Source organism: Bacteroides stercoris ATCC 43183 (genome assembly GCF_025147325.1).
GTDB lineage: Bacteria > Bacteroidota > Bacteroidia > Bacteroidales > Bacteroidaceae > Bacteroides > Bacteroides stercoris.
This window is the reverse complement of sequence record NZ_CP102262.1, coordinates 3956888-3970712: the sequence shown is the minus strand read 5'-3', so window position 1 is coordinate 3970712 and position 13825 is coordinate 3956888. Positions and strand designations below refer to the sequence as shown.

At 48.6% G+C, this 13825-nt stretch carries 8 protein-coding genes; 5 read left to right on the top strand and 3 right to left on the bottom strand.

Features of this window, described 5'->3' with window-relative positions:
* Positions 1–49 precede the first annotated feature (49 nt).
* The 3 genes from NQ565_RS16825 (at position 50) to NQ565_RS16815 (ending at position 4151) form a co-directional block, all read left to right on the top strand.
* Positions 50–1342, top strand: a complete 1293-nt coding sequence (locus NQ565_RS16825; protein ID WP_005657284.1) for a DUF4995 domain-containing protein — start codon at positions 50–52, stop codon at positions 1340–1342.
* 18 nt (positions 1343–1360) lie between these two features.
* Positions 1361–3361 (top strand): heparin-sulfate lyase HepC, encoded by a 2001-nt coding sequence (gene hepC / locus NQ565_RS16820; protein ID WP_005657283.1) that lies wholly within the window; start codon positions 1361–1363, stop codon positions 3359–3361.
* Between the two features lie 154 nt (positions 3362–3515).
* Positions 3516–4151, top strand: a complete 636-nt coding sequence (locus tag NQ565_RS16815) for a cytidylate kinase-like family protein (RefSeq protein WP_005657281.1) — start codon at positions 3516–3518, stop codon at positions 4149–4151.
* A 116-nt stretch (positions 4152–4267) separates the two neighbouring features.
* On the opposite strand, the gene NQ565_RS16810 is transcribed toward NQ565_RS16815, so the two are convergent.
* Positions 4268–5929 (bottom strand): putative transporter, encoded by a 1662-nt coding sequence (locus NQ565_RS16810; RefSeq protein ID WP_005657279.1) that lies wholly within the window; start codon positions 5927–5929, stop codon positions 4268–4270.
* 265 nt (positions 5930–6194) lie between these two features.
* Between NQ565_RS16810 and mutA the strand changes: the two genes are divergently transcribed.
* Together mutA and scpA are read left to right on the top strand one after the other, a co-directional pair.
* Positions 6195–8093, top strand: coding sequence for a methylmalonyl-CoA mutase small subunit (gene mutA / locus NQ565_RS16805; protein WP_005657276.1), 1899 nt, complete (start codon positions 6195–6197; stop codon positions 8091–8093).
* 1 nt (position 8094) lies between these two features.
* The gene (gene scpA / locus NQ565_RS16800) at positions 8095–10242 is read left to right on the top strand and encodes a methylmalonyl-CoA mutase (protein WP_005657274.1); all 2148 of its coding nucleotides are present in this window, start codon (positions 8095–8097) and stop codon (positions 10240–10242) included.
* Positions 10243–10491: 249 nt separating this feature from the next.
* Here scpA and NQ565_RS16795 read toward each other — a convergent pair whose 3' ends face one another.
* A complete protein-coding gene (locus tag NQ565_RS16795) occupies positions 10492–12456 on the bottom strand; it encodes a heparinase II/III domain-containing protein (protein ID WP_005657272.1) in 1965 nt (654 codons plus the stop codon).
* A 16-nt stretch (positions 12457–12472) separates the two neighbouring features.
* Positions 12473–13741, bottom strand: coding sequence for a DUF4995 domain-containing protein (locus tag NQ565_RS16790; RefSeq protein ID WP_005657270.1), 1269 nt, complete (start codon positions 13739–13741; stop codon positions 12473–12475).
* Positions 13742–13825 lie beyond the last annotated feature (84 nt).

Sequence of the window (13825 nt, the reverse complement as noted above, 5' to 3'; positions counted from 1 at the left end):
TGGTGAAATTTTATGAGATGATTGTGGTAAATAGAAACCTTTATAAAAGATGAAGAAAATATCATTATCTTGTTTTATTGCTGTTGTCGCATTATGCGTATTTTCTGGCTGCTCTCCCAAACAACCGGAAAAAGATTATACCTGGCTGAAACAGGGAATAGAAACGGCTGCGTTACAATTGAAATTTACCGTGGCTGAAATCGGAGATTCAATCCGGTTGCCCCGTTCCATCTGGACGGGCTATGACACGGACTTTTTATGTCGTCAGCTGGATAAGAAACAGTTGACAGGCAAAGACTCTGCCCGGCTGAAACCCATACATGATAATTTGGGCTCCCGCCGTTATTGCTTTTCCATTTACGATTGGACAAGCGGTTTTTTCCCCGGCAATCTTTGGCTCGCTTATCAACTTACCGGCGATGAAAGCTTGAGGGAAAGCGCTGTGAAGTTCACTAATTATCTTTATCCGCTGCGTGAGTACAAAGGTACGCATGATATAGGTTTTATGATGAATTGCAGCTACGGTAACGCCAATCGTTTATCTCCTGCCGACAGCGTCCGCAGTGCATTGATACAAACAGCGGATAACCTGTGCGGCCGTTTCAATCCGGAGATAGGCTGTATCCGTTCCTGGAACTTCGGGAAGTGGAATTTCCCCGTTATCATAGACAATATGATGAACCTGGACCTGCTGTTTTATGCCACTCGCCTGACCGGTGATGATAAATATAAGGAGCTTGCCTTGACACACGCACGGACTACGATGAAAAATCATTTTAGAGATGATTATTCATCCTACCATGTAGTCAGTTACAATAACGATGGAACGGTGGAAAAAAAGTGCACGCATCAGGGAAAGAGTGACGCATCGTCATGGGCGCGCGGACAAGCATGGGGATTATATGGCTACACATCCTGTTATCGCGAGTCTAAGGATGTGCAATTTTTGCGGCAGGCCGAAAATATAGCCTCGTTAATCATGCGGCGCGTAAAGACGGAAGATGCAGTTCCCTTGTGGGATTATGATGCGCCCGACACGCCTCAGACGCCTCGTGACGCATCTGCTGCCGCTATTACCGCTTCCGCCCTGATAGAACTGAGCACGCTTGTTGAAGACGGACAAGCCTATATGGAGTATGCCGGGAAGTTGCTCAAAAGCCTTTCGTCCGACGGGTATTTGGCAAAACCGGGAACCAACCGGGGCTTTATACTGATGCATTCAACGGGCTCATTGCCGAACGGCTCCGAAATAGATACGCCGCTCAACTATGCCGATTATTATTATCTGGAGGCATTGCTCCGTTATATGCAGGTAAAAGAGATTGATTATAAGCATATTTAAATTCATTATTACCATATCATGAAGACAATAAGATACATTTTTAGCATTTTCTTGCTTATGCTTGCTGTTGTTGCAGACGCACAGCAACTAAGACAGGAGGCTTTTGAACTGATAAATTTGGATTATCCGGGTTTGGAGAAAGTAAAAGCGGCATGCTCCCGGCAGAAGTGGGAGGTGGCGGCACAGGAACTGTTGAATTATTACCGTAGCCGTACCGGTATTACACATCCGGATATAGACTTGAAAAAACTCACTATATCCAGGGAAGAACAGAAATGGGCGGATGATGCTTTGGAGCATACCTTCTTTGTACATAAAGGCTATCAGCCTTCCTACAACTACGGCAAAGATATTAACTGGGAGTACTGGCCGGTAAAAGACAATGAGTTGCGTTGGCAGCTTCATCGTCATAAGTGGTTTACGCCTATGGGCAAGGCATACCGTATCTCCGGAGATGAGAAATATGCAAAGGAGTGGGTACATCAATATATAGATTGGGTTCAGAAAAACCCGCTGGTGAACATGAAGCAGGATGAGTTCGAACTTGTCAGTGCCGGTGAGGTAAAGGAAGATGCCGACAATGTATATTTTGCATGGCGGCAACTGGAAGTCAGCAACCGTTTGCAGGACCAGACCTGCCAGTTCCTTTTGTTTTGTTCCGCATCGGCGTTTACTCCGGAGTTCCTGACCGAGTTTATCGTCAATTATCACCGCCATGGCGTACATCTCCTGAAAAATTATTCTGCAGAAGGTAACCACCTGCTGTTTGAAGCCCAACGTATGGTTTATGCCGGTGTTTTCTTTCCGGAACTGAAAGATGCCGCCATTTGGAGAGAAAGCGGAATCAATATCCTGAATCGTGAAATCAAGAAGCAAGTATACAATGACGGCGGACAGTACGAGCTGGATCCCCATTATCACCTTGCGGCAATCAACATATTCTGCAAGGCCTTGCGCATGGCAGATTGTAACGGTTTCCGCAATGAGTTTCCGTCGGAATATCTGGATACGGTCAAGAATATGATCGCTTTCTATGCCAACATTTGTTTCCCCGACTATACCAATCCTTGTTTCAGTGATGCCAAGTTGGGCGATTATCAGGCAGAACTTGCCAACTACCGCGATTGGCTTGCATTGTTCCCCGACTGCGATTGGATACGTTATTATGCGACAGAAGGGCGTGAAGGCGCTCCTTTCCCTTATCTTTCCCACGGGGCATTGACATCCGGTTTCTTTACTTTCAGAAACGGTTGGAAGCAAGATGCAACGGTCATGGTAGTTAAAGCCGGACCTAAAGGAGAGTGGCATTGCCAGCCGGATAACGGTACTTTCGAACTCTGGTTCAACGGCAGGAATCTGTTTCCCGATACCGGTGCATACGTCTATGCCGGAAGTGCCGAAGTGATGAAACTGCGCAACTGGTTCCGCCAGACACGTGTACATAACACCCTGACCTTGGACGGATGCAACCTTGAAACCACGCAGTCCGTAACCGGATTGTGGCAGCCGGAAGGTAAGGAGCAGATACTGGTAACGGAAAATCCCGGTTATAAGGGGTTGAAACATCGTCGTACCGTTTTTTTTGTGGACCAGGCCTATTTTGTAATAGTGGACGAAGCCACAGGTAATGCCAGAGGAACCGTGAATTTGAATTATCATTTCCGTGAAGGTGCGGTAAACGTTGATGCGGAGAAGAATATGGTGACTACGGCTTATGAGGGTCCGAGTAATGTGAAGTTGCAATGTTTTCCGGAAAAAAGCGCGTCTTTAAGAGCGGAAGAGGGCTGGCGTTCCACTGCCTACCGTCAGCGCGTAGCCCGTACTTCGGTAGCTTTCGATACCAATAAGGATGATGCGGAGGCCGTGCGCTACATAACGGTTATCTATCCGGTGAAGGATGTTGCCGCTTACCCGGCACTTGAAGCAAAATTCCTGAACAAAGGTTATGATGAGAAAGGGGTTGAGGTCGAAGTTTCCGTCAACGGTACGGTACGTCGGTTGGCATCGCGGCTGAACTGAATCATGAATGCGGCAGAATGTTTTAAGGCAGACAGTTGCTTTGTGAACAGTAACCGTCCTGATATACAGGAAATGGATTTATTTTCATTATTTTGATATTTAATGGAAGAATACCTATATTTGCTATCTGCAAAACAGATAGATTAAATAAAGTATGGACAATAAATTTATAGTAAATATAGGTCGCCAGTTAGGCAGTGGCGGACGGGAAATCGGAGAGAAGCTGTCTGCCCGGCTGGGTATTGACTTCTACGACAAGGAATTGATTAACCTTGCTTCCGAAGAAAGCGGATTATGCCGTGAATTCTTTGAAAAAGCCGATGAAAAGGCTTCGCAGGGAATTATAGGCGGTCTGTTCGGGATGCGTTTCCCGTTTATCAGTGACGGGGCTATGCCGGCTGCCAACTGTTTGAGCAACGATGCGTTGTTTAAGGTGCAAAGCGATGTGATACGGAAACTGGCTTCCGAGAAATCCTGTTTGTTCGTAGGGCGTTGCGCCGACTACATTTTGCGGGATAATCCGCGTTGCGTCAACATCTTCATCTCTGCTTCGCGCGAGGATCGTATAGCCCGTTTATGCCGTCTGCACTCTATTTCGGAAAGTGCGGCGGAAGAGAAGATGAACAAAGCGGACAAGCGGCGTGCCGAATATTACAACTATTACAGCTATAAGACATGGGGAGCGGCTGCTACCTATCATCTTTGCGTCGATTCGTCCGTATTGGGCATTGACGAAACGGTCGGCTATATAGAAGAGTTCGTAAGGAAGAAACTGAAACTGTACGAATAAACGCTATGACCATTGCAAATGAAATCGGGAAGAATTTTACTGCCATCCTAACGGAGATTATAGTAAAATTCTTCCCGATTTTATTGATAAGAGCCTGAAAGTTCCTTGAACTGATTTTACATCATTGCCAGCAATATCATCTGTCCGGCGAGGATGCGCAGGAACATCGTCAGCGGATAAACCGTAGAGTAACCTACCGACGGAGCGTCATTGCCCGATGCCTGGTTGGAATATGCCAATGCGGGTGGGTCGGTGTTACTGCCGGCAATCAGTCCCATCAGCGTGAAATAATTGACCTTGCAATAGAACCGGGCAATCATACCGATTATCAGCAACGGGATGGTGGTAATCAGGAAACCGTAGCCTACATACGCCAGACCGCTTCCTTCCACGACCGTCTGTACAAAATGCTCACCTGCCTCTATGCCTACGCTGGCAAGGAAAAGTACGATACCTATTTCGCGCAGCATCAGGTTGGCACTCATGGTGGTATACGTTACAAGATGCATCTTATGTCCGAAACGTCCGATAAGGATAGCTACCACCAGCGGACCGCCCGCCAGACCTAATTTCACCGGTGTCGGCATGCCCGGAAATGCGATGGGAAGGCTGCCTAACAGGATACCGAGGAAGATACCGACGAAGATGGTAACGATGTTCGGCGTATCCAGACGTTTCAATTGGTTGCCCAGTACACCGGCCACACGTTCCACCGCATCCTGCTGGCCTACAACCATTACACGGTCACCCACCTGGAGCACCAGGTTGGGATCGGCAAACAGGTCCATACCCGAACGGTTGATACGTGTCACGTTAACTCCGTACATACTGCGGAAGTGCATGCTTCCAAGTTTCTTTCCGTTGATTTCCGATTTGGTCACCAGAATACGGCGTGAGACCATCGGAGTGTCCTGCTTCTCCCAGTCCACTTGAATCTCCCTTCCGATAAAGGCGGTAACCGCTTCGGCGTCTTCCTCGGAACATACGATGAACAACTGGTCGCCGATGTGGAATTCCGTATCCTGGTTCGGAATGCTGACGTGACCTTCGTGACGGATGCGCGAGCATACGAAAGAACGTCCCAGAAAATCTTTCACCTGAATCAGCTTTTTGCCGTCGATAGCCTCATTGCGCACTTCCAGATGCAGCATATGCGGCATGTGCTTCATGTCCGTTTCTTGCGTATTAAGTTCCTCCTCTTCTTTTTTCAGGTTGATGCGGCAGATATAACGCACGGCGATAATAGAGCCGATGATGCCGACCACACCGAGCGGATAGGCGCAGGCATATCCCAATGCGATGGGGTCTCCCGTATAATTCAGCTGGTTCAACGCTTCCTGAGCCGCACCCAGACCGGGAGTGTTGGTTACGGCACCGTACAGGATACCTACTATCATCGGCAGGTCTATATTTCCATCGATGAAATAAATGCCCAGTGCGACCACTATGTTCAGTGCCACAATGCCCACGGCAAGCATGTTCAGCGTCATACCCCCTTTCTTGAAAGAGGAGAAGAACGACGGCCCTACCTGCAGACCGATGCAGAATACAAATAAAATCAAACCAAATTCGCGGATGAAATGTAAGATGTGTATTTCACCTGTAAATCCGAAATGTCCCATCAGAATACCGGTAAAGAGGACAAACGTCACTCCCAGCGATACTCCGAAAACTTTAATCTTGCCCAGCAGCACCCCCACGGATATAACGAATGCGTACAGGCAAACGATATGTGCGACGGATGTCGGGTCCCAAAGAAGACTTTCTAACCAATTCATAGTACCTTATTTATTGCTTTTTAAAATTTTGCGCAAAATTACTTAATAAAGGGGAGCTGGCAAAGGGTTTTCTTTTCTTTTTGTAATACCAGCTTTGCAAAAGCAAGGTATCTATGGAGGGATGCCGGGAATAAGGATGGACATAGTGTTATCCGTAAGTGCAATTTTCCCTAAAAAGCCTTTTTGTTTGAAGTATTTCCTTATATTTGCAAGTCTCTTGATGACAAAATGAATACTATTCATCTATTTTAATTTTAAATAAACTATGGCAGACAGTAAAGAAAAACTCTTCTCGGACTTTTCTCCGGTTTCTACGGAACAGTGGATGGAGAAAGTAACCGCAGACTTAAAGGGTGCGGACTTTGAGAAAAAGCTCGTTTGGAGGACGAATGAGGGATTCAAGGTAAAACCTTTCTATCGTATGGAAGACCTTGAAGGTTTAAAGACCACGGATGCTCTTCCCGGTGAGTTCCCTTATCTTAGAGGTACAAAGAAAAACAATAATGAGTGGTTCGTCCGTCAGGAAATAAAGGTGGAATCTCCCGAAGCAGCCAATGCCAAGGCGTTGGACATTTTGAACAAGGGTGTCGATTCACTCTCTTTCCACGTGAAAGCCAAAGAACTGAGTGCGGAGTATATCGAAACTTTGCTGAAAGACATCTGTGCGGAGTGCATAGAGTTGAATTTCTCCACCTGTCAGGGACACGTGGTGGAATTGGCACAACTTCTGGTCGGTTATTTCCAGAAGAAAGATTATGACCTCACGAAGTTGCAAGGCTCCATTAACTACGATTATTTCAACAAGATGCTTGCCAAAGGCAAGGAAAAGGGCGATATGGTGGCTACTGCCAAGGCTCTGATTGAAGCTACCGCCATGCTTCCGAAATACCGCGTCCTGAATGTGAATGCGCTGACGTTGAACAATGCCGGTGCATATATCTATCAGGAATTGGGCTATGCGCTGGCTTGGGGTAATGAATACATGAACCAGCTGACCGATGCCGGACTGCCGGCAGCTTTGGTAGCCAAGAAGATTAAGTTCAACTTCGGTATCAGTTCCAATTATTTCCTTGAAATAGCAAAATTCCGCGCTGCCCGTATGTTGTGGGCCAATATCGTGGCTTCCTATAACCCGGAATGCCTGCGCGACTGCGAAAACAAGGGCGAACATAACGAATGCCGCTGTGCTGCCAAGATGAGAATACATGCGGAAACGTCCACTTTCAACCTCACTTTGTTCGATGCGCACGTAAACCTGTTGCGTACGCAGACCGAGGCTATGAGTGCCGCTCTTGCAGGCGTTGACTCCATGACGGTCGTTCCGTTCGACAAGACGTATGCCGTTCCCGATGAATTCTCCGAACGTCTGGCACGCAACCAGCAGCTGCTCCTGAAAGAGGAATCGCATTTCGACAAGGTTATCGACCCGGCTGCCGGTTCTTACTACATCGAGAACCTGACCGTGGCTATTGCCAAGCAGGCTTGGGAGCTGTTCCTTGCAGTGGAAGAAGACGGCGGTTTCTACGCATCCGTAAAATCCGGCAAGATACAGGCTGCCGTGAACGAGAGCAATACGGCCCGCCATGCAGCCGTTGCCAAGCGTAAGGAAGTGCTGTTGGGTACTAACCAGTTCCCGAACTTCAACGAGAAGGCGGGCGACAAGAAACCGTTGGAAGCTTCTTGCTGCTGCGGCGGACACAGCACTTGCGAAAAGGATGTTCCGTCACTGAACTTCGACCGTGCAGCCAGCGAATTTGAAGCGTTGCGTCTGGAAACGGAAGCGTCCGGCAAGCGTCCCAAAGCATTTATGCTGACTATCGGCAACCTGGCTATGCGTCAGGCACGTGCCCAATACTCTTGTAACTTCCTGGCCTGTGCCGGATATGAAGTTGTTGACAACCTCGGTTTCCCGACCGTAGAGGAAGGTGTGGAAGCTGCAATGGCGGCTAAAGCCGATATTGTGGTTCTCTGTTCGAGCGATGATGAATATGCGGAATATGCAATTCCCGCTTTCAAGGCCTTGAACGGCCGCGCCATGTTCATCGTAGCCGGCGCTCCCGCTTGCATGGACGAGCTGAAAGCGGCAGGTATCGAGAACTTTATCCATGTTCGTGTCAACGTTCTGGAAACATTAAAGGAATTCAACGCTAAACTTTTGAAGTAAGATGAGAAAAGATTTTAAAAACTTAGATATATATGCCGCTTTCCAGCCCGCCAATGGTGCTGAGTGGCAAAAGGCTAACGGCATCAAAGCCGACTGGAAGACTCCGGAACACATTGAAGTGAAGCCTGTTTACACCAAAGAAGACCTCGAAGGTATGGAACACCTCGACTATGCGGCAGGTATCCCGCCTTATCTGCGCGGTCCGTACTCTGTAATGTACACCTTGCGTCCGTGGACTATCCGCCAGTATGCTGGGTTCTCTACTGCCGAGGAGTCCAATGCTTTCTATCGCCGTAACCTGGCTTCCGGACAGAAAGGTCTGTCCGTGGCATTCGACCTGGCTACTCACCGCGGCTACGACCCCGACCACGAACGTGTGGTAGGCGACGTCGGTAAGGCAGGTGTGTCCATCTGTTCACTGGAAAACATGAAGGTGCTCTTCGATGGCATTCCCTTGAACAAGATGTCCGTGTCCATGACCATGAACGGTGCGGTGCTTCCTATCATGGCATTCTACATCAATGCCGGTCTGGAGCAAGGCGCCAAGTTGGAAGAAATGGCGGGTACTATCCAGAACGATATTCTGAAGGAATTCATGGTGCGTAACACCTATATCTATCCGCCTGCATTCTCCATGAAGATTATCTCCGATATCTTTGAATACACATCTCAGAAGATGCCTAAGTTCAACTCTATCTCTATCTCCGGTTACCATATGCAGGAAGCCGGCGCTACGGCGGATATCGAGTTGGCTTACACCCTGGCCGACGGTCTGGAATATCTTCGTGCAGGTGTTGCCGCAGGTATCGACATCGATGCATTCGCACCGCGTCTGTCATTCTTCTGGGCTATCGGCACCAACCACTTCATGGAGATAGCCAAGATGCGTGCCGCACGTATGTTGTGGGCGAAGATTGTGAAACAGTTCAACCCGAAAAACCCGAAATCACTCGCATTGCGTACGCACTCCCAGACTTCCGGCTGGTCGCTGACCGAGCAGGACCCGTTCAACAACGTGGGCCGTACCTGTATCGAGGCTATGGCTGCCGCTTTGGGACATACCCAATCCTTGCACACCAACGCTTTGGACGAGGCTATCGCATTGCCTACCGATTTCTCTGCACGTATTGCACGTAATACGCAGATTTATATCCAGGAAGAAACTTACATCTGCAAGAATGTCGACCCGTGGGGCGGTTCTTACTATGTAGAGTCTCTGACCAATGAGCTTGCGCACAAGGCTTGGGAGCTGATTCAGGAAATCGAGAAGCTGGGCGGTATGGCGAAGGCCATCGAAACCGGTATCCCCAAGATGCGTATCGAAGAGGCTGCCGCACGCACGCAGGCACGTATCGACAGCGGTTCGCAGACCATTGTGGGTGTAAACAAATATCGTTTGGAGAAAGAAGCTCCTATTGATATTCTTGAGATTGACAATACGGCTGTCCGCCAGGAACAGATCCAGAACCTGAAGATATTGAAGGAAGGCCGTGATGAGGCTGCTGTGCAGAAAGCACTCGATGCCATCACCAAATGTGTGGAGACGAAGGAAGGCAATCTGCTGGAACTGGCAGTGGAAGCAGCACGTGTCCGTGCCACATTGGGCGAGATTTCGTATGCTTGCGAAAAAGTTGTAGGACGTTATAAAGCAGTAATCAGAACTATTTCAGGCGTGTATTCATCAGAAAGTAAGAACGACAGCGACTTCCACAGAGCTTGTGAGTTGGCTGAGAAATTTGCGAAGAAAGAGGGACGTCAGCCCCGTATCATGGTAGCTAAAATGGGTCAGGACGGTCACGACCGCGGTGCCAAAGTAGTGGCAACGGGTTATGCCGACTGCGGTTTCGACGTAGATATGGGACCGCTGTTCCAGACTCCTGCCGAAGCTGCCCGCGAAGCGGTGGAAAACGACGTTCACGTAGTGGGTGTTTCTTCATTGGCTGCCGGACACAAGACATTGGTTCCGCAGATTATTGAAGAACTCAAGAAGTTGGGCCGTGAGGATATTGTAGTGATTGCAGGCGGTGTGATTCCCGCACAGGACTATGATTTCCTTTATAAGGCCGGCGTAGCTGCCATCTTTGGTCCGGGTACTCCGGTGGCAAAGGCTGCTTGCCAGATTCTTGAAATCCTGTTGGATGAGGAATAATCCGCAACGATAAATGTTAAAAAAAGGACGGTGTGCGTTTGCATATCCGTCCTTTTTTCTTAATCTGTGTTATAAAACATACTTTTTTTCTTGGATAATTTGCAGATTTAGCAAATGTCCGTATCTTTGCAATGTGTTTTTCATAGTATTAGATTTAAGGTTAACAAAGGTTGGAGTACAGCGGTACTCCTTTTTTTATGCCCGTACGTCAGGATGAACTTAGGGGAGAGATTATGAAATCAATGATTATCAATCGTTCAAGGTCTTATGATACTGAGCCTTCCTTATCACCAGTTTGCTTTCACCGGAAATTTGTTGCGACACAATTGTGAAACGGATGCGCGTCAGCTTTTTCCGGTTCCAGGAGTGGATTAATTTCGGATCGGTCAGTTCGACGGTATCCGTTGCGGGCGATAAGAGTTTTTTATCGTATTCCACTTTGAACCTACCTGCCTCTCCTGTCAGAGTAATGTTTTTGTTGCGGTCGATTTCGACTTCGCAGCAGGTCATCAGGTTTAATACACTCGGTTCGTTGCATGCCGAAAGTTTCCATTTGTCGGTGATTGTGAAATCCTTTTTCCTGTGCAGCGTATAGTTGCGAATCCAGCTTTTTACATTTGCTTCCTGCGGATAGGCACGGGCAATGTCCACCTGGTAGGATACGGTTTTGGCGGTGGCTTTGTATTGCTGGTTGTGTGCGGCAAACTCCCGGCCGTTCTTCTGCGGGGTTCCGTTGATGAGGGGTAGGTTGTGATAATCGGACTGCATGGTCCATATCGTGTACCGCTCCGGTCCGAAAGTCTGTCGGGTATAAGTACCTACGCCTGCATCGATAAGCACCGGCAGGGCATTGTAGTAAAGGATGCACGACCCCACATCGTTGTGGTTATGGCTTTCCTGATTGTTTCCGCCTTTCGCTGCGAAGAAGAAGCCGTCGCTTTTGCCTTCGGTGTCGCGTGCCACGCAGATTTGGGTGTCTTTAAACCAATAAGTGCCGGTAAGCGGTTCGCCTTGCGGATGGTCGATGATGTCTTTGTACATAAAAAGCTCGTCCAGGGCAGAAGCGAAATATCCGTTTACCCCGTCCTTGAAACTTTGGTTTTGCTGTGCCATGAATGAGGCGAATTTCATCATGGCGGGGTCTCCGGTCAGTTCGCCGTACCGGTAGAGGATACCCGGGCTTGGACTTACTTTGGGTGCGGAGTCGGCGAAGTTTACAAAATAGTTGTCGCCGATGTGTACCCGGTAAATGTATTGCGCCATATTGCGCAGGAGGGGAGCGTTGAATATGTTCACCTTGTTTCCGGTTACTTTAGCCAGCAAATCCAGAAACTTCAGGGCATAGCCGGAAGCCCCGCTCCAATAGGTGGGACCCTCGTCGCAGGCTCCGTCCTCGTGATACATGCTGAAAAAGAAATCAGTGGATTTCATCAGCTTCCAGACTCCTTGCCGCACACGTTCCGGGTCTTTCTCTATCAGCATCAGGGCTTGCAGCACGTTGTAGTTAATCCACGGATTCCAGTTATTTACCTGCTGGCCGCCGAATCCCATCCACCAGTAATCATCCCGTGCGAAGTAGGGGTTTATCAGGTTTCTGTTGACTTCCTCGATAATCCGTTCGTTAATCAGCGGGCTCACCTTGTCGAATTCGTCTTTCAGGAAATAGTAAGTCCATGCCATTTGCGCGCCGATGTCGGCCACTACCAGTTCGATGGTCGGTTCATGCCTGTCGGGCAGTCCGGAGCGGTCTTTCTGAAAGCCGAGGTGTGCCGAGTGTATCCAGGACGTCTCGCACAGAAACCATACACCGTCTATGATAGCATCCATAAATCTGCCTTGTCCCTCTACCAGTTCTGCGAGGGTCAAGGCTTGCAGGGCTTTGTGGTTGGCGCGTCCGGTGCGGATTTCGCCGGTGCGCTTAAAGGCAAGGTAGTCGGAGGCAAGGTCCGGTTTCCATTCGTGTTTCAGGGCGCGTTCGCCGTTCCTGATGATAAGCTCCCTCATTTCGGGGGCTGTTTTCTCTTTCCAGGATTTACGGTCGGTATAGGCGGGATAGTCCACCCAGCTTTGCCGGTAGCGGAGTACATTGCCCAATTCCTCATAGGAAACGGTCTGTTCAAGAAGATGCCTTTCGGTTGCGTGGGCGGGAAAATTGATACAGACAGTTGCGATACATAATGAACTTGCCAGTAACAGGCTTTTTATTTTTGACATTTGCGGAATGTATTCTTTACCCTTTATTTTTCAAATCGATGTATCTTTTTAATGCTTCCATATAGTAGTAATCCGCGTAGTTCAGCGGTACGTCTATTTCAGAGCCATGCGGCAGTGAGCCGGTGGAATGCATCAGCACGTAACCTTGATTGCTGCCTTTGGCTGCCAGATATTTCGGACCGGACAAGTTTTTCAGGATTGTTTCGGCATAGTCGGAATATTTTTTGCCGTCGGGCACAAATGTGCTGAGCTCCAGGAAGGCAGATGCCGTGACAGCCGCGGCAGACGCATCACGCGGAGTCTTTTCACCTGCCGGGGCATCATAGTCCCAGTAAGGAATCAGGTCGTCCGTCTTTACACGTTCCATAATCATGTCTGCAATGTGAACGGCTTCCTGCAGGAAAGCCGTGTCCCGGGTTTCGCGATAGCAGGAAGTGTAGCCGTATACTCCCCACGCTTGGCCGCGCGACCAGGCCGATTCTGCATTTTTACCCTGGTGTGTCTGTTTGATTTCCACGCTTCCGTCATTGTTATAGCTGACCACGTGATAGGAGGTGTAGTCCGGACGGAAGTGGTTTTTCATAGTGGTTTGTGCATGCTTTACAGCCACATTCTTATACTTCTCATCTCCTGTCAGCTTATATACGTTGAACAGCAGGTCCAGGTTCATCATATTGTCAATGATTACGGGGAAGTTCCACGCACCGAAGTCCCACGAGCGTATACAACCGATTTCCGGGTTGAAACGGGCGCACAGATTATCCGCTGTTTCTACGAGTACGGCTTTAATGGTGTCGTTAGGGGCGAGGCGGAGGGCATTGCCATAGCTGCAATTCATCATAAAGCCCACGTCATGGGTACCTTTCAGCTCACGTATCGGGTTCAGGATGTTGGTATATTCGATGGCACGTTTTTTCAACTCTTCATCACCGGTCAGTTCATAGGCATACCAAAGGCTTCCGGGGAAGAACCCGCTGGTCCAGTCGGCAATGCCGCAAAGACGTTTTTGTCCTAATTGCAGGGCTTCGGGATTGGGGTGTAAAGAGTCGATGTATGCTTTGTTCTCGCGCTGCAACTGAGTATCAAGAAAGTTTACATCATAGCCGGAATATATGGAACGTGGGAACTTGTTTGTTCCGGAGAGTTCCTCGGCGGTTGATTTCAACTGATAGGAAGCGGCATCGAGTGCGTTGCTTATCCAGGCTTCTTTCTGGACCGGAGTGTTTTTGCAGCCTGTCATGCCTATGAGCAGAGCGGTTGCAAGCAACAGAGAGTTTCTTTTCATATCAGTAAGTATTTAGTGATTTTTGTTCACCGGCAAAAATATGGATATTCGTGAAATATCCTGTGCAGGATTGTTGAAAGGTGT

Excerpts from the sequence above, each read along its gene's own strand:
- scpA (WP_005657274.1), top strand. The coding sequence starts at position 8,095 with ATGAGAAAAGATTTTAAAAACTTAGATATATATGCCGCTTTCCAGCCC.
- hepC (WP_005657283.1), top strand. The coding sequence starts at position 1,361 with ATGAAGACAATAAGATACATTTTTAGCATTTTCTTGCTTATGCTTGCT.
- NQ565_RS16790 (WP_005657270.1), bottom strand. The coding sequence starts at position 13,741 with ATGAAAAGAAACTCTCTGTTGCTTGCAACCGCTCTGCTCATAGGCATG.
- mutA (WP_005657276.1), top strand. The coding sequence starts at position 6,195 with ATGGCAGACAGTAAAGAAAAACTCTTCTCGGACTTTTCTCCGGTTTCT.
- NQ565_RS16810 (WP_005657279.1), bottom strand. The coding sequence starts at position 5,929 with ATGAATTGGTTAGAAAGTCTTCTTTGGGACCCGACATCCGTCGCACAT.
- NQ565_RS16825 (WP_005657284.1), top strand. The coding sequence starts at position 50 with ATGAAGAAAATATCATTATCTTGTTTTATTGCTGTTGTCGCATTATGC.
- NQ565_RS16815 (WP_005657281.1), top strand. The coding sequence starts at position 3,516 with ATGGACAATAAATTTATAGTAAATATAGGTCGCCAGTTAGGCAGTGGC.
- NQ565_RS16795 (WP_005657272.1), bottom strand. The coding sequence starts at position 12,456 with ATGTCAAAAATAAAAAGCCTGTTACTGGCAAGTTCATTATGTATCGCA.